Annotated in this window: 16 protein-coding genes; 4 read left to right on the top strand and 12 right to left on the bottom strand. The window is 60.9% G+C overall.

What is annotated here, in order from left to right; all coding sequences use genetic code 11:
- Positions 1–281 precede the first annotated feature (281 nt).
- Positions 282–1,028, top strand: a complete 747-nt coding sequence (ubiG, locus tag AC1RO0_RS31130; RefSeq protein ID WP_037218836.1) for a bifunctional 2-polyprenyl-6-hydroxyphenol methylase/3-demethylubiquinol 3-O-methyltransferase UbiG — start codon at positions 282–284, stop codon at positions 1,026–1,028.
- A gap of 19 nt (positions 1,029–1,047) precedes the next feature.
- Here ubiG and AC1RO0_RS31135 read toward each other — a convergent pair whose 3' ends face one another.
- The 5 genes from AC1RO0_RS31135 to AC1RO0_RS31155 are packed head-to-tail and all read right to left on the bottom strand — an operon-like array spanning position 1,048 to position 4,004.
- A complete protein-coding gene (locus AC1RO0_RS31135; RefSeq protein WP_498596383.1) occupies positions 1,048–1,632 on the bottom strand; it encodes a DUF3291 domain-containing protein in 585 nt (194 codons plus the stop codon).
- A complete protein-coding gene (locus tag AC1RO0_RS31140) occupies positions 1,632–2,060 on the bottom strand; it encodes a DUF1178 family protein (protein WP_498596384.1) in 429 nt (142 codons plus the stop codon). The genes AC1RO0_RS31135 and AC1RO0_RS31140 overlap by 1 nt, the downstream gene beginning before the upstream one ends.
- The gene (locus AC1RO0_RS31145) at positions 2,057–2,914 is read right to left on the bottom strand and encodes a carbon-nitrogen hydrolase family protein (RefSeq protein ID WP_498596385.1); all 858 of its coding nucleotides are present in this window, start codon (positions 2,912–2,914) and stop codon (positions 2,057–2,059) included. The genes AC1RO0_RS31140 and AC1RO0_RS31145 overlap by 4 nt, the downstream gene beginning before the upstream one ends.
- A 24-nt stretch (positions 2,915–2,938) precedes the next feature.
- A complete protein-coding gene (grxC, locus tag AC1RO0_RS31150; protein WP_498596386.1) occupies positions 2,939–3,196 on the bottom strand; it encodes a glutaredoxin 3 in 258 nt (85 codons plus the stop codon).
- A gap of 31 nt (positions 3,197–3,227) precedes the next feature.
- Positions 3,228–4,004 carry a ComF family protein gene (locus AC1RO0_RS31155; RefSeq protein ID WP_498596387.1) on the bottom strand — a complete coding sequence of 259 codons (777 nt, stop codon included), beginning with the start codon at positions 4,002–4,004 and terminating at the stop codon, positions 3,228–3,230.
- Between the two features lie 113 nt (positions 4,005–4,117).
- Here AC1RO0_RS31155 and AC1RO0_RS31160 point away from each other — a divergent pair, with 113 nt between their 5' ends.
- Positions 4,118–5,002, top strand: a complete 885-nt coding sequence (locus AC1RO0_RS31160) for a class I SAM-dependent methyltransferase (protein ID WP_498596388.1) — start codon at positions 4,118–4,120, stop codon at positions 5,000–5,002.
- Between the two features lie 31 nt (positions 5,003–5,033).
- Here the strand turns inward: AC1RO0_RS31160 and AC1RO0_RS31165 are convergent, their stop codons facing one another.
- Both AC1RO0_RS31165 and AC1RO0_RS31170 read right to left on the bottom strand, forming a co-directional pair.
- Positions 5,034–5,216 (bottom strand): Flp family type IVb pilin, encoded by a 183-nt coding sequence (locus AC1RO0_RS31165; protein ID WP_498596389.1) that lies wholly within the window; start codon positions 5,214–5,216, stop codon positions 5,034–5,036.
- Between the two features lie 78 nt (positions 5,217–5,294).
- The gene (locus AC1RO0_RS31170) at positions 5,295–5,609 is read right to left on the bottom strand and encodes a hypothetical protein (protein WP_034522100.1); all 315 of its coding nucleotides are present in this window, start codon (positions 5,607–5,609) and stop codon (positions 5,295–5,297) included.
- 385 nt (positions 5,610–5,994) lie between these two features.
- Here AC1RO0_RS31170 and AC1RO0_RS31175 point away from each other — a divergent pair, with 385 nt between their 5' ends.
- A complete protein-coding gene (locus AC1RO0_RS31175; protein WP_498596390.1) occupies positions 5,995–6,321 on the top strand; it encodes a hypothetical protein in 327 nt (108 codons plus the stop codon).
- Positions 6,322–6,323: 2 nt separating this feature from the next.
- Here AC1RO0_RS31175 and mutT read toward each other — a convergent pair whose 3' ends face one another.
- The 4 genes from mutT to AC1RO0_RS31195 all read right to left on the bottom strand — a co-directional run bounded on the left by mutT (position 6,324) and on the right by AC1RO0_RS31195 (position 9,730).
- Positions 6,324–6,737 (bottom strand): 8-oxo-dGTP diphosphatase MutT, encoded by a 414-nt coding sequence (gene mutT / locus AC1RO0_RS31180; protein ID WP_065696139.1) that lies wholly within the window; start codon positions 6,735–6,737, stop codon positions 6,324–6,326.
- Positions 6,734–7,543 carry a GNAT family N-acetyltransferase gene (locus AC1RO0_RS31185; RefSeq protein WP_498596391.1) on the bottom strand — a complete coding sequence of 270 codons (810 nt, stop codon included), beginning with the start codon at positions 7,541–7,543 and terminating at the stop codon, positions 6,734–6,736. The genes mutT and AC1RO0_RS31185 overlap by 4 nt, the downstream gene beginning before the upstream one ends.
- Positions 7,524–8,765 carry a bifunctional glutamate N-acetyltransferase/amino-acid acetyltransferase ArgJ gene (argJ, locus tag AC1RO0_RS31190; RefSeq protein ID WP_498596392.1) on the bottom strand — a complete coding sequence of 414 codons (1,242 nt, stop codon included), beginning with the start codon at positions 8,763–8,765 and terminating at the stop codon, positions 7,524–7,526. Before argJ ends, AC1RO0_RS31185 begins: the two co-directional genes overlap by 20 nt.
- Before the next feature lie 62 nt (positions 8,766–8,827).
- A complete protein-coding gene (locus AC1RO0_RS31195) occupies positions 8,828–9,730 on the bottom strand; it encodes a peptidylprolyl isomerase (RefSeq protein WP_153368567.1) in 903 nt (300 codons plus the stop codon).
- A 246-nt stretch (positions 9,731–9,976) separates the two neighbouring features.
- On the opposite strand from AC1RO0_RS31195, the gene secA reads away from it, so the two are divergent.
- On the top strand, positions 9,977–12,697 hold the full coding sequence (gene secA, locus AC1RO0_RS31200) for a preprotein translocase subunit SecA (RefSeq protein ID WP_498596393.1): 2,721 nt from the start codon (positions 9,977–9,979) through the stop codon (positions 12,695–12,697).
- A gap of 115 nt (positions 12,698–12,812) precedes the next feature.
- Here the strand turns inward: secA and AC1RO0_RS31205 are convergent, their stop codons facing one another.
- The gene (locus AC1RO0_RS31205) at positions 12,813–13,706 is read right to left on the bottom strand and encodes a LysR family transcriptional regulator (protein ID WP_498596394.1); all 894 of its coding nucleotides are present in this window, start codon (positions 13,704–13,706) and stop codon (positions 12,813–12,815) included.
- Between the last annotated feature and the right edge of the window lie 66 nt (positions 13,707–13,772).

The raw sequence follows: 13,772 nt of genomic DNA on the forward strand, positions 1-13,772 counted from the left end.
CGGAAAAGCCTAATCTCAATGGGGGCGTCTCTTAGCGAGTTTGGCAGGCGGGTGCAATAGCATGGCGTAGCGTAATAGTTCTCTTTAATACTCCACTTTGATACTCGACCAGAGCCTGCCGAGGATTGCGCCTTCCTTGGGGAGGGTTTCCATGTTGGCGAAGGTTGCGACAAGAACACAGCCGGTCGCGGCGACCTCAAAGTCGTCCAGCCCTTGACATCGGCTCGCGATCGTCCGACTTCACATCTACCGAAGTGCCACCCAGACCAAGGAGCGGAACCATGAGCGAAGCGGCGAAAAGCACGATCGACCAGAGCGAAGTGGATCGCTTTTCCGCCATGGCGGCGGAATGGTGGAGCCCGACCGGCAAGTTCAAGCCGCTGCACAAGTTCAATCCGGTGCGCCTTGCCTATATCCGCGACCACGCCTGCGAAAATTTCGGCCGCGATCCGAAGAGCGCCCGGCCGCTGGAGGGCCTGCGCGTACTCGATATCGGCTGCGGCGGTGGATTGCTGTCGGAGCCTGTCGCGCGCATGGGCGCCTCGGTCGTCGGCGCCGATCCGTCCGAAAAGAACATCGGCATCGCCTCGACGCATGCGAAAGCCTCCGGCGTTCCCGTCGATTATCGCGCCGTGACCGCCGAGCAGCTTGCCGAGGCCGGCGAGACCTTCGATATCGTGCTCAACATGGAAGTGGTCGAGCACGTCGCCGACGTCGAGTTTTTCCTGACGACCTGCGCCAAGATGGTGCGCCCCGGCGGCCTGATGTACGTCGCCACCATCAACCGCACAATGAAGGCAGCAGCACTCGCCATCTTCGCTGCCGAAAACGTCCTGCGCTGGCTGCCGCGCGGCACGCATCAATATGAAAAGCTCGTCCGGCCGGAAGAGATCGAAAAGCCGCTCGCCGCCGACGGCCTCGACATCATCGCCCGCACCGGCGTCTTCTATTCGCCGCTACAGGACCGGTGGAACCTGTCGAAGGACATGGATGTGAACTACATGCTGCTGGCAAAGCGGGCGGGCTGAGAACCGCCCTCCTGCCGGATCAGGCTTTCAGCGTCAGGACATGCGCCAATAGATCGCGCTGGCCGATGGCATTCAACGCCGCGATCTCTTTGACCTTCTCTCGATCGATCGTCGCAAGGTGCCCATCCGTATCATAGGGCTGCTTGAAGGTGAAAGCCTCAGCACTCGGCCCTCCATCGTGAAGCCGTTCCAGCCGCTCGGTTCCCTCTTTCCATTCGGGAACGATACCAGCATCCACCCACCACAGGACCAGCGCCGGCCAGCGTTGCTTCACGTTCCAATGCCGCGCATGCTTCAGCGCATCGGCATGGACGCCGCTATAGCTGAACGCCATCAGGGATTCGATATCGGTCCAGAGCGAAAGCGAGGACGGCGCCGTCGCAAAGCCGCTGCCCTCGATGAAACGTGGGAAGACTTGGCAGCCCCAGCATTCCGGTCCCGGCACACCCTCATAGCCGGAGCGGCCGACAAAGCCATGGGCGCGGGCGGCGGCCTCGAAATTGGCAGCCTCCCGCAGGCGAAATCCTTCGACCGCATCGCTTTCATAGGATGCGACATGCAGCCCGAAATTATACATTGCGAGATGCTTGCCGCCATGCGGCATCAGTTGATATCGTCCGGCAGAACAGGGATGGCAGCGATATCAATGCCTTCCTCGACCAGCGCCTGCGCCTCATCGGGCGTCGCCTTGCCGATGATCCCGCGGGCGTCGGCCTCGCCATAATGGATTTTGCGGGCCTCTTCCGGAAATTTCGCGCCGACATCCTCGGCATTAGCCTTGATGCTGTCGACGGCCTCCTTGAGCTTGATCATCGCCTCCTTGCGGGCAGCGTCCATGGCAAGTGTCTGCAACTCGTCCTTCTTGCGCGCGGTAGAAACCGACGGCGCCATCAGGAGTTTGGAGATCGCACCCGAATTGCAGACGGGGCAAGTCAGGAAACCGCTTGCGACCTGACGGTCGAAATCGGCGCTTTCCGAAAACCAGCCCTCGAACTCATGGGCCTTGTCACATCTCAGCGAATAACGGATCAAGCAGCGACGCCTCCAACCGCCGGCGTCGCAATCTTCTCCAGCGAGAATTCACGCGCATTCTTAAGATTGGGGATCTTGTCATGGGCGGATTTAACCGCCGCGACGTCGATCTCGGCGACGAGAACCGCCTCGCCCGTACCACCGGCCGATGCCAGTACCTTGCCCCAGGGATCGATGATCATCGAATGACCAAAGGTCTCGCGGCCGTCCTCGTGAACGCCGGCCTGGGCGGCAGCGATAACGAACATGCCGTTTTCAATGGCGCGCGCCCGGAGCAGAATTTCCCAATGCGCCTCGCCGGTCTGACGGGTAAAGGCGGCCGGCACCGTCATCACCTCGGCGCCGGCAACAGCCTGGGCACGGAAGAGCTGCGGAAAGCGCACGTCATAGCAGATGGAAAAGCCAAGCTCGGCGAAGGGCAGCGACACAATGCGCGCCTCGGAGCCGGGCCGATAGACAGCACTTTCGCGCCAGCTCTCGCCATTATCGAGATCGACATCGAACATGTGGATCTTGTCGTAGCGGCTAATGAGCTTGCCGTCCGGACCGAAGAGAAAGCCGCGATTGGCGATCTTACCGTCGTCGAGCGGGATCGCCGTCGAGCCGACATGCACATGGATGCCGAGTTCCTTGGCGAGGTCTGATGCCGTCTTGACGATGATGTCATTGGCCTCGTCGCGCAGCACGGCGCGCAGACCGGGCCGATCCTTCTGCACCGCGCCGGTCATTTCCGGCGTCTGCACATAGACGGCCCCCTGCGCCGCCGCCTCGCGAACCAGCCGCGCCATGTCGGCGGCGTTCTTCACCGGATCGACACCGGAACACATCTGAATGGCGGCAGCCTTGAAGGTCATCATTGTCTCCGAGTGCGATCCGGTTCAGGCGGCCAGCAGCGGATCGAGCTTGCCGGCCCGATCGAGCGCATGGATATCGTCGCATCCGCCGACATGCTCGCCATTGATGAAGATCTGCGGGAAAGTCGAGTGGCCCTTGGCCTTCGCGATCATCTCCTGGCGCAGCTCGGGCGAATAGGTGGCGTTGTGTTCGACATAGTCGACGCCCTTGGACTCGAGCAGGGATTTCGCTCGGGCGCAGTAGCCGCAGAATTCACGCGTATAGATGACAACGGATGCCATGATCCACTCCGGGAAAATTACAGGTTACCTGTCATATAAGATTGTCGACAGCCCTTGCAAAGGTCAAAACCGTTACATCCGAGGCACCGGCTTTTTTCAGCACCCGTGTTGCAGCGGCCACCGTTGCGCCGGTCGTATAGACATCGTCGATCAGCACGACGCGACGGCCGAAAATATCTCCGGCGCGACCCTCGGGAATGGCGAAAGCGCCGCGCACATTGTCCTGCCGCGCCTTCGCGCCAAGACCGACTTGCTGACTCGTCCGCTTGATGCGCAGCAGCGTCGCCGCCAGCAGCGGTTTGCCGGAGAGCCGGGCGAGATGCCGCGCAAGCTCTGCCGCCTGATTGTACTTGCGCGAAAAGAGTCGTGCCCGATGCAGCGGCACCGGAATGATGACATCACAGGCGGCAACCGTGCCGTCGCTGGCTCGCAGCATCCAGCCGGCCATCATCGGTGCCAGATCCGTGCGGTCGCGATATTTCAGTCCAAGCACGAGATCGCGGACGACGCCGTCGTGAATGGCCGCAGAGCGTAGCCGGTCGAAGACGGGTGGATCGGCAATCGCCTCGGCACTCAGTATCCCCGAACCGAGATCATGGGTAAACGGGCTGCCCAGCACCTCGCAATAAGGCCGCTCGATGAAACGGACGCCGGACCAGCAGGCGGGGCAAAGGCTGCGATGCGCGCCCGTCGAAGCGCCGCAGCCGGGACAGGCGGGCGGATAGACGAGATCGGCGAGCGCCAGCCACGGTTTTGCCAGGCCGGCCCGCAATCTCGACAGCGTGATTTCATCCCCGATGATGCCCATACGCCCCATAATGCCTATATGATTGACACTAGCTTTTTCCCGCAGGCTTTGCGAAGGGAAAACATGCGGGGTCGCAAGGCTGCGCCGATGAGATCAGATTGCAGGAAACCGCCATGGACATCGTGTTCGACCAATCGCTGCTCGCCGCCCGCAGGCACCGGGCGCTGAAACAAGGGGACACGAAGGCCGCCTTCCTGCTTGAGATCGCCGCCCGTGAATTGGCAGAGCGGCTCTCCGTGATCGAGCGGCATTTCGACGAGGCGATCGAACTACATGGCGCGACCGGCATTGCGGCGCGCGAAGCGTTTGCGACCGGCAAGATCGGCCACATCAGGCGCATCGAAGGCGAGGCCGGCTTTGCCGCCCCCGGCGAGGAGCTGATCAAGGCGCCGCTGGAGGAGCTGCCGCTGGCGCCTGAATCCGTCAATCTGGTGCTGTCGCCGCTCAGCCTGCATGTCACCAACGACACGCCCGGCGTCTTTATCCAAGTGCGCCGCGCGCTGAAGGCTGATGGCCTGTTTCTGGCCGCAATCCCCGGCCTGGGCACGCTGCAGGAACTACGCGACGTGCTGCTTGCCACCGAGATCGAGCTTACCGGCGGCGCCAGCCCGCGTGTCATACCCTTTGCGGAAGTCCGCGATGTCGGCGGCCTGTTGCAGCGCGCCGGCTTTACCCTGCCGGTGATCGACGCCGAGAGCTATACGGTGCGCTACGACAATCTCTTCGCCCTGATGCGCGACCTGCGCGCCATGGGCATGACCAACCCGCTTGCCGACCGCAGCCGCAAGCCGCTGACACGCGCCTTCTTCCTGCGCGCGGCCGAGCTTTATGCCGAGCGCTATTCCGATCCCGACGGGAGAATAAGGGCGACCTTCACGATCATCTATGCATCCGGCTGGACGCCGCACGAAAGCCAGCAGAAGCCGTTGCGACCGGGCTCGGCCAAGGCACGGCTCGCCGACGCCCTGAAGGTCGAGGAGCACAAGCTCAAACAATAGATGGATCGGAACCGAACTGGAGCTGACCGCTTCAGTTCGCCGGCGTTACCGGGCCGTTCAGCGTGTTGGAGACAAGGTTGAACACGGACGTCAGGCTGCCGCCGAAAGCGCCGAGGCCGCTAACGATCGCCACCGACAAGAGAGCCGCGATCAGGCCGTATTCGACGACCGTGGCACCGGTCCTGTCATTGAAAAAACGTCGAACGGAACGCATACGCTTCAAGCTCCTAGCTTTTGAAAACGAGCGAATCCGGCGCGTTCATGCACCCGATAGGCTTAACCTCTATAGCAATCAGCAACCGCCATCGGCACCATAGCCTTGGACGATGCAGACTGAACCGGGTTCCTGTTGCAGGACACTGCGGCGGATGGTGTAACGCTTACCGTCTTCCGTTCGCTGAATGGAGCCGGTCGTCATAGTGTCGAGATCAGGCGCGCTGGCAAGCACGTTGGACTTGGACTTGTCGGACAGCATTGGCGTCAGGATAAGCGACAGCGCGACCGCCGCTGTTCCAAACAGCAAAGCGATGTTCAACGCGCCCGTCCTACGCGACGTGGAATAGGACTGTTCTTTTTCCTGAACAGCTTTCCAGAAATCGTCGTCCATGATGTCAAGCCTTCTTTAACGCAAACAACAACTGCTTGATTGCGACCATTGAATGCCAGAAGGTCATAAACGATCCCTTAATATCCACAGGTGAAATAGAAGCATGTCGAATCGCGGGACAACACCGGATTCGGGTTAGTATCCTGATATTAAAAGGCTAATTTCCGTTAACCATATCTGGCGAGCGATATCTTTAAACGCACCAAATTGGATGTCGTAAACTCGCTGAACGATCCGCCTTACGATGGGGCGACCGATTTCCTTGACACCCACACCTGAAAACAGCAGGAAAAACTGGACGCACTAAATAATTGCGTCTGCGACCTTGAACCTTGATGCGACGTGCGAACTGGGTATACTTACCATAAGTTGTGGAGGCTAATATATGGTAAGTTTGCTGAAAGCCGTCGGCGGCCTGATTATCGCGCTCGCGATCATAGCCGCCATCCTGATGCTCCTCATCGGAAATGTAGCCGGCTTTATCGAGGTGTTGCCCGGCGCCTTGTCGGCCGCTTTCGGTGGCGTTTTCATCATCGCCTTCGCATTGATGCTTGAGCATTTGGAAACAATCAGCCGGCAATCAGCACAACAAACAGACCTGTTGGTGCAGCTACTGTACAAAACCTCGACGGCGGATCCTTCTCATAAGGCATCAGCGCCGAACAGTCTCGATCAGCTCTCGAAGTCAAACTTCCGCTTCAAGGAAATCTGAACCTACAGTAGATCCTGCAGGAACGGGATCAGCGGCTCGTCGGCCGGCGGCATCGGGTAGTCGCGCAGCGCCTGCGGCCGTACCCATTTGATCGCCTGGCCTTCGCGGCCATGGGGGATGCCCTCGTAGCGCCGGCATATATAAAGCGGCATCAGCAGGTGGAAGGTCTCGTAGGTGTGGCTGGCAAAAGTCAGCGGCGCGAGGCAGGCGACCTTGGTCTGGATGCCCAGCTCTTCCTCAAGCTCGCGGATCAGCGTTTCCTCCGGCGTTTCACCAGGCTCGACCTTGCCGCCGGGAAATTCCCAGAGACCGGCCAGCGATTTGCCTTCCGGCCGTTGCGCCAGAAGAATGCGGCCATCGGTGTCGATCAGCGCGCAGGCGGCGACGAGAATGATCTTGCGGCCGGCTTCGCTCATGCTTCCCCCGGGGAACGCCAGTAACAATAACGATAGGCCTCGCGGAAACCGAAACGGGCATAAAGCGCCAGCGCCGGGTCGTTGGAGGCGCCGACCTGAAGCCAGGCCGTCCGGGCACTGCGCATGCGCGCCCAGCGCAGCGCCGACGTCAGGATCTCGACACCCAGCCCCTTGCGCCGATGTTCGGCCGAAACCGAAACCGACAGGATACCGGCAAGATCATTGTCCTGCACGCAGAGCGTCGTCGCCACCGGCCCGGCATCGTCATTCTCAATCACGAAAAGACCCGAGGGCGGCTTAATGCCGCTTACCACTTCCGCCAAAGCGGGTTTGAGCGCGGGATCGGCGCGATCGACCAGCAGGCTGGCGTCGACATAGCGGCCGACATCATGGCTCGGCAGATGGTCGAGCGCATCCGGCAGCTCGAGATCGACGAGATCGGCGATCATGACGATGGTCTCGTCGAACCGGATCCAGCCCTTGCTCTGCAACAACTCGATCAACATCGGCGAGGCCAGCGGCGTTTCGCGCACCACCATCAGCCGGCCATAGGCTTCGAACTTGCGCTGCGCCTTCGTCAGACGGATCTCCAGATCGCGATGGTCGGAGGGGTCGAGCGGCACGACGCAATTCAGCCGCTTCGACGGATGGCCCGCCGTCAGCCGCACCTGCCAGCTACCGTCATACTGCACGGACGAAGCAGGCCAGGCCCGGAAACCAACGGCTTCGAGCCTGCGCACCAAAGGCAGTTTGTTCATCGTGGACAGCGCATGCATCAGTTCAATATCAGCTCCGGTAGTCGCCATTGATGGCAACATATTCCTTGGTGAGGTCACAGGTCCAGACCGTTGCCCGGCCATTGCCTATACCAAGGTCGACTTTCACGGGAATATCCTGCTGCTTCATCACGTTGGAAGCGGCTTCCTCGGAATAGGTGGCGTCACGCTCGCCGTTGACGGCAACGCGGACATCGCCGAACCAGATGGCGAGCTTGTCGCGGTCGGCCACCTCGCCGGCCTTGCCGACAGCCATGACGACGCGACCCCAATTGGCGTCCTCGCCGGCGGCAGCGGTCTTGACCAGCGGCGAATTGGCGATCGAGAGAGCGATACGCTTGGCGCTAGCATCACTCTCGGCGCCAGTGACCGTGATCTCCAGCATCTTGGTGGCACCCTCGCCGTCGCGGACGACCTGGATGGCGAGGTCCTTGAGGAGCTCGTTCAGAGCCGCGCGGAAGCCAGCAAGCTTGGGATCGTCGGCGCGCTCGATACGCGCCTGACCATCGGCAGCGGCAGCACCGGTGGCAAACAGCATCAGCGTGTCCGAGGTCGACGTATCGCTGTCGATGGTCATCGAATTGAAGCTCGGGCCGACGCCCTCGGAGAGCAGCGCCTGCAAAGCGGAAGCGGAAATATCAGCATCGGTGACGACGAAGGACAGCATGGTCGCCATGTCGGGCGCGATCATGCCTGCGCCCTTGGCGATGCCGTTGATGGTGACCTTGACGCCGCCGATCTCGGCGCTGCGGGTGGCAACCTTCGGATAGGTATCCGTGGTCATGATCGCCTTGGCGGCCTCGAACCAGAAATCGTTCGTGGCATCCTTCGCCATGGTGCCGAGCACGCCGGCGAACTTGGTCGCGTCGAGCGGCTCGCCGATGACGCCGGTCGAGGCGAGGTAGACTTCGTTCTCACCACAGCCGACGGCAGCCGCGGCCGACTTGGCGGTAAGCTCGGTCGCCTGGCGACCCTTGAGGCCGGTAAAGGCATTGGCATTGCCGGAATTGACGACGACGGCGCGGGCGTTGCCATGGGCCAGGTTCGAGCGGCAGAAATCGACGGGAGCCGACGGGCACTTCGAGCGGGTAAAGACACCCGCGACGGCGGCCGGCTTGTCGAACACCATGAGCAGGACATCGGTCCGGTTCTTGTACTTGATACCGGCGGATGCCGTGATCATGCGGACGCCGCGCAAGGCCGGCATGGCAACGAAGGATTTGGGAGCAAGCGGAGAGACGGAACCGGACATGAGGCCACCTGATAGTGAAGGGCCCGGAAAAACCGGGCCCAGATGGTTGTGACTGCTATGACTTACTGCTGCGGCTGGGCGTCAGGAGCAATGGCGTCGTCCGCCGGTGCTGCATCCTGCTGCTTCTGCGCATCTTCATAGGCCTTGCTGAGCGCCGGGTCGCTGATCGCGACCTTGGTGTCCTGCTTGGCCTTGTTGAGAAGCTCAAGATACTTGTCGCGCATGACGAGCTGACGAACCTGATCCTTCACCTGGTCGAACGGCGGTGGCGGAGCAACGCGCTTGTCTTCGACCTTGATGACGTGCCAGCCGAAATCGCTCTTGACCGGGGTCTTGGTGTAGGTGCCGACCGGCAGCGCAAAGGCCGCATCTTCGAATTCCTTGACCATGCGGCCATGGGCGAAATAGCCGAGATCGCCACCATCGGCCTTGTTCGGGTCGGTGGACTTTTCCTTGGCGAGCGTGGCGAAATCCTTGCCGGCGTCGAGTTCCTTGATGATCGCCTTGGCTTCGTCCTCGGTCTTCACCAGGATGTGGCGGGCATGGACTTCTTCCTGCTTCGGCAGGGCTGCGACTTCCTTGTCGTAGCGAGCCTTGACTTCGGCGTCGGTGATGCCGTCGGCGACATGGGCCTTGAAATAGGCATTGTGCAGCTCGCGGTCGCGCAGATAGGCCATATGCGACTGGAAGTCCGGCGTCTGGTCGAGCTTTTCGGCAGCGGCGCTCTTGGCGAGCAGCTTCACGTCGATCGAAGCCGAAAGAGCGGCGACCTTCTTCTGGTCGTCCGGAAGCTGGCCGAGCTGCGGGTCGAGATTGGCGATCGCGAGATCGAGTTCGGACTGATGGATTTCGACATCGCCGACCTTGGCGACAACCGGATCCTTCGCGTCATCGGCAAAAACCGGCGCATGCAACGTAACAAATGTTGCGAAAGCAACCGCGGCAAGTTTATTGTAGTTCAACATAAAATAACCTTTCGGTGGTCTCGACCGGCTCGAAGCTGTGAATCCGGCAGGAAAAAAGCCTTCAGCAGGAGAATGTGGCCTTTCTGTATCGGCCAATTCCCGTTGACATCAATCGACCCCCCTCTTATCTGTCACGCAACCTCGCGTCCAGAACAGTTTCCGGGCGTTTTGTGCTGAACTCCCGTTTTTTTCGGAGATGGATGAAGCAGAAAACGACAGGATGAAATCTCAGAAAGGACCATTCAGATGGTCAGCCTAGGTGGAATTGCCCGCAAGTTGTTTGGCTCGTCCAACGACCGCCGGGTCAAGTCGTACCAGCCGAATGTCGTTGCGATCAACGCGCTCGAAGAGCAGATGCGTGCGCTGTCTGACGAAGCTCTGGCCGCCAAGACGGTGGAGTTTCGCCAGCAGCTTGCCGACGGCAAGACGCTCGACGATATTCTCGTTCCGGCCTTCGCCGTGGCGCGCGAAGCCTCGCGGCGTGTCCTTGGCATGCGACCTTTTGACGTACAGCTCATCGGCGGCATGATCCTGCATTCCAACGCCATCGCCGAGATGAAGACCGGTGAAGGCAAGACGCTGGTCGGAACGCTGCCGGTCTATCTGAACGCGCTTGCCGGCAAGGGCGTGCATGTCGTCACGGTCAACGATTACCTGGCGCAGCGCGACAGCGCCACCATGGGCCGCCTCTATGGTTTCCTTGGCATGCGTACCGGCGTCATCGTCCATGGCCTGTCGGATGACGAGCGCCGTGACGCCTATGCCTGCGACATCACCTACGCCACCAACAACGAGCTCGGCTTCGACTACCTGCGCGACAACATGAAGTACGATCGCGGCCAGATGGTGCAGCGCGGTCACAATTTCGCGATCGTCGACGAAGTGGACTCGATCCTCGTCGACGAAGCGCGCACGCCGCTGATCATCTCCGGCCCGCTCGACGACCGCTCCGATCTCTACATCACCATCGACGCCTTCATTCCGGGCCTGACGAAGGAAGACTACGAGATCGACGAAAAGCAGCGCTCGGCCAACTTCTCTGAAGACGGCACAGAGAAGCTGGAAAACATGCTGCGCGAAGCCGGCCTCCTGAAGGGTGAATCGCTCTACGACGTCGAAAACGTCGCGATCGTCCACCACATCAACAACGCGCTCAAGGCCCACAAGCTCTTCCAGCGCGACAAGGACTACATCGTCCGCAACGACGAAGTCGTCATCATCGACGAATTCACCGGCCGCATGATGCCGGGCCGCCGTTATTCGGATGGCCAGCATCAGGCCCTGGAAGCCAAGGAACGGGTGCAGATCCAGCCGGAAAACCAGACGCTGGCGCAGATCACCTTCCAGAACTACTTCCGCATGTACGGCAAGCTCGCCGGCATGACCGGCACGGCATCGACGGAAGCGGAAGAATTCGGCAACATCTACGGCCTCGACGTCATCGAAGTGCCGACCAACCTGCCGATCCAGCGTATCGACGAGGACGACGAGGTCTATCGTACGCATGAAGAGAAGTTCAAGGCGATCATTGCCGAAATCCTGGAGGCGCATAAGCGCGACCAGCCGGTGCTCGTCGGCACCACCTCGATCGAAAAGTCGGAACTTCTCGCCGAGCTGATGCGCAAGCAGGGCTTCACCAACTTCCAGGTCCTGAACGCCCGCTACCATGAGCAGGAAGCCTATATCGTCGCCCAGGCCGGCGTTCCCGGCGCCGTAACGATCGCCACCAACATGGCCGGCCGCGGCACCGACATCCAGCTCGGCGGCAACCTCGAAATGCGCGTCGAACGCGACCTGCATGAGGTCGAGCCCGGTCCCGAGCGCGACGCTGCGATCGCCAGGATCGCCGAGGAAATCCAGGTGCTCAAGCAGCGGTCAATCGCTGCCGGCGGTCTCTACGTCATCGCCAGCGAACGCCATGAAAGCCGCCGCATCGACAACCAGCTGCGCGGCCGTTCCGGCCGTCAGGGCGACCCCGGCCGCTCAAAGTTCTACCTGTCGCTCCAGGACGACCTGATGCGTATCTTCGGCTCCGACCGCATGGACGGCATGCTGCAGAAGCTCGGCCTCAAGGAAGGCGAAGCCATCGTCCATCCCTGGATCAACAAGGCGCTCGAACGCGCCCAGAAAAAGGTCGAAGCCCGCAACTTCGACATCCGCAAGAACGTTCTGAAGTATGACGATGTGCTGAACGATCAGCGCAAGGTCATCTTCGAGCAGCGCGTCGAGCTGATGGATGCGACCGATCTCACCGAGACCGTCGGCGACATGCGCCACGACGTCATCGAGGATCTGGTATCCAAGCACATTCCCGAACGCGCCTATGCCGAGCAGTGGGATGCCGACGGCCTGAAGACCGCCGTCGCCAACTTCTTCGACCTGGACCTGCCGATCCACGACTGGGTCAAGGAAGAAGGCATTGCCGAGGACGACATCCGCGCCCGTCTGACGGAAGTTGCCGAAAAGGCCGCCGCCGAAAAGGCCGAGCGCTTCGGCCCCGAGATCATGACCTATGTCGAGCGCTCCATCGTGTTGCAGACGCTGGACAATCTCTGGCGCGAGCACATCGTCAACCTCGATCACCTGCGCTCCGTCATCGGCTTCCGCGGCTACGCCCAGCGCGACCCGCTACAGGAATACAAGGCCGAAGCCTTCGAGCTTTTCCAGGCCCTGTTGAACAATCTTCGCCAGGCCGTCACCGCGCAGCTTTCGCGCGTCGAGCTGGTACAGCAGCCGGCCGAACCGCAGCCCCCGGCGATGCATGGAAGCCATATCGACGCCACCACCGGCCAAGACGAGTTCGCGCCGCTCGGCATGATCAACGAAACCGTCGTCTCTCCGGAAAACCGCGACCCGCAGAACCCGACGACCTGGGGCCGCATCGGCCGCAACGAGGCCTGCCCCTGCGGCTCCGGCAAGAAGTACAAGCATTGCCACGGGGCATTCGAGAACAACGAAGTGGTTTGAGGCTTCGCAACCTCTCAGCAACAATCAAAATGCCGCCTTCAGGGCGGCATTTTTTATGCGCAGTGCACACTAGCGTTATTCGCCCGAAACTCCCGAACGACATGCAGCGGGATCGCTATTCAGCAGATGCGCCAAAACGTTTCAGCAGGAAATCGATCATGCTGCGCAGTTTCGCGGTAGGCCGCCGGTCCAGGGCGTATAGCAAGTACATCGGCGAGGCGACGGGCGTCCATTCGGGCAGAACCTGCACAAGGTGACCTCTGGCGAGATCATCAGCAAGCATGACTTCCGGCTGAAGAACGATACCGGCGCCATTCAAGGCCGCTACGCGCAGTGCGTCCCCGTTGTCGGCGGACAATCGCCCGCTCACATCCGACCGCCATTCACCATCCGGGCCGAACAAGTACCACTGGTCCCGGCGGCGCCAATAGGAGAGGCCGAGACAGTCATGCGTGGAGAGATCCCTTGGGTGTACCGGCGTGCCTCGCCGCTCCAGATAGGCCGCGGAGGCAGCCATTATTCTTCGATACGGCTGGAGAGGACGCGCCACCAGATCGGCCTCGGCGACCTTGCCTATCCGGATGGCAAGTTCACAGCCTTCCCGCGACAGGTCCGGCGTCCCATTGTCCAGCATGACGTCAACGCTCACGGCTGGATACATGGCCAGAAAGTCGGACAGTGCCGGCATCAGGCGGTGACTTCCGAAAGTAACGGGAGAGACGATGCGCAGGAGACCACGCGGCTCGGCCTGCAATTCACTCGCGCTCGCATCAGCTAGTTGCACGTCGGCCAACACTTGCTTGCAGCGTTCGTAATAGAGGCGGCCGATTTCGGTGAGCTGCTGCCGCCGCGTGGTCCGGTGCAGCAGGCGAGCTCCCAAGCTTGCCTCTATTGCCCGGATTTGCTTGCCCGCCATGGTCGGCGACACGCCGGCAGCGTCGGCCGCGGCGCTGAAGCTGCCATGTTCGACCACCCGCACGAACATAGTCATGCCGGATAATTTATCCATATTATAAACCCAGTGGTTCTAAATGAATGAACATAGAGCACGTTTATCGGAGGCAAGCCAGCAGTC

The sequence above is a fragment of the Rhizobium sp. GW821-FHT14E12 genome, assembly GCF_058803745.1.

Coding starts and splice junctions, on each gene's coding strand:
- ubiG (WP_037218836.1), top strand. CDS start 282: ATGAGCGAAGCGGCGAAAAGCACGATCGACCAGAGCGAAGTGGATCGC.
- AC1RO0_RS31135 (WP_498596383.1), bottom strand. CDS start 1,632: ATGCCGCATGGCGGCAAGCATCTCGCAATGTATAATTTCGGGCTGCAT.
- AC1RO0_RS31145 (WP_498596385.1), bottom strand. CDS start 2,914: ATGACCTTCAAGGCTGCCGCCATTCAGATGTGTTCCGGTGTCGATCCG.
- grxC (WP_498596386.1), bottom strand. CDS start 3,196: ATGGCATCCGTTGTCATCTATACGCGTGAATTCTGCGGCTACTGCGCC.
- AC1RO0_RS31155 (WP_498596387.1), bottom strand. CDS start 4,004: ATGGGCATCATCGGGGATGAAATCACGCTGTCGAGATTGCGGGCCGGC.
- AC1RO0_RS31160 (WP_498596388.1), top strand. CDS start 4,118: ATGGACATCGTGTTCGACCAATCGCTGCTCGCCGCCCGCAGGCACCGG.
- AC1RO0_RS31165 (WP_498596389.1), bottom strand. CDS start 5,216: ATGCGTTCCGTTCGACGTTTTTTCAATGACAGGACCGGTGCCACGGTC.
- AC1RO0_RS31170 (WP_034522100.1), bottom strand. CDS start 5,609: ATGGACGACGATTTCTGGAAAGCTGTTCAGGAAAAAGAACAGTCCTAT.
- AC1RO0_RS31175 (WP_498596390.1), top strand. CDS start 5,995: ATGGTAAGTTTGCTGAAAGCCGTCGGCGGCCTGATTATCGCGCTCGCG.
- mutT (WP_065696139.1), bottom strand. CDS start 6,737: ATGAGCGAAGCCGGCCGCAAGATCATTCTCGTCGCCGCCTGCGCGCTG.
- AC1RO0_RS31185 (WP_498596391.1), bottom strand. CDS start 7,543: ATGGCGACTACCGGAGCTGATATTGAACTGATGCATGCGCTGTCCACG.
- argJ (WP_498596392.1), bottom strand. CDS start 8,765: ATGTCCGGTTCCGTCTCTCCGCTTGCTCCCAAATCCTTCGTTGCCATG.
- AC1RO0_RS31195 (WP_153368567.1), bottom strand. CDS start 9,730: ATGTTGAACTACAATAAACTTGCCGCGGTTGCTTTCGCAACATTTGTT.
- secA (WP_498596393.1), top strand. CDS start 9,977: ATGGTCAGCCTAGGTGGAATTGCCCGCAAGTTGTTTGGCTCGTCCAAC.
- AC1RO0_RS31205 (WP_498596394.1), bottom strand. CDS start 13,706: ATGGATAAATTATCCGGCATGACTATGTTCGTGCGGGTGGTCGAACAT.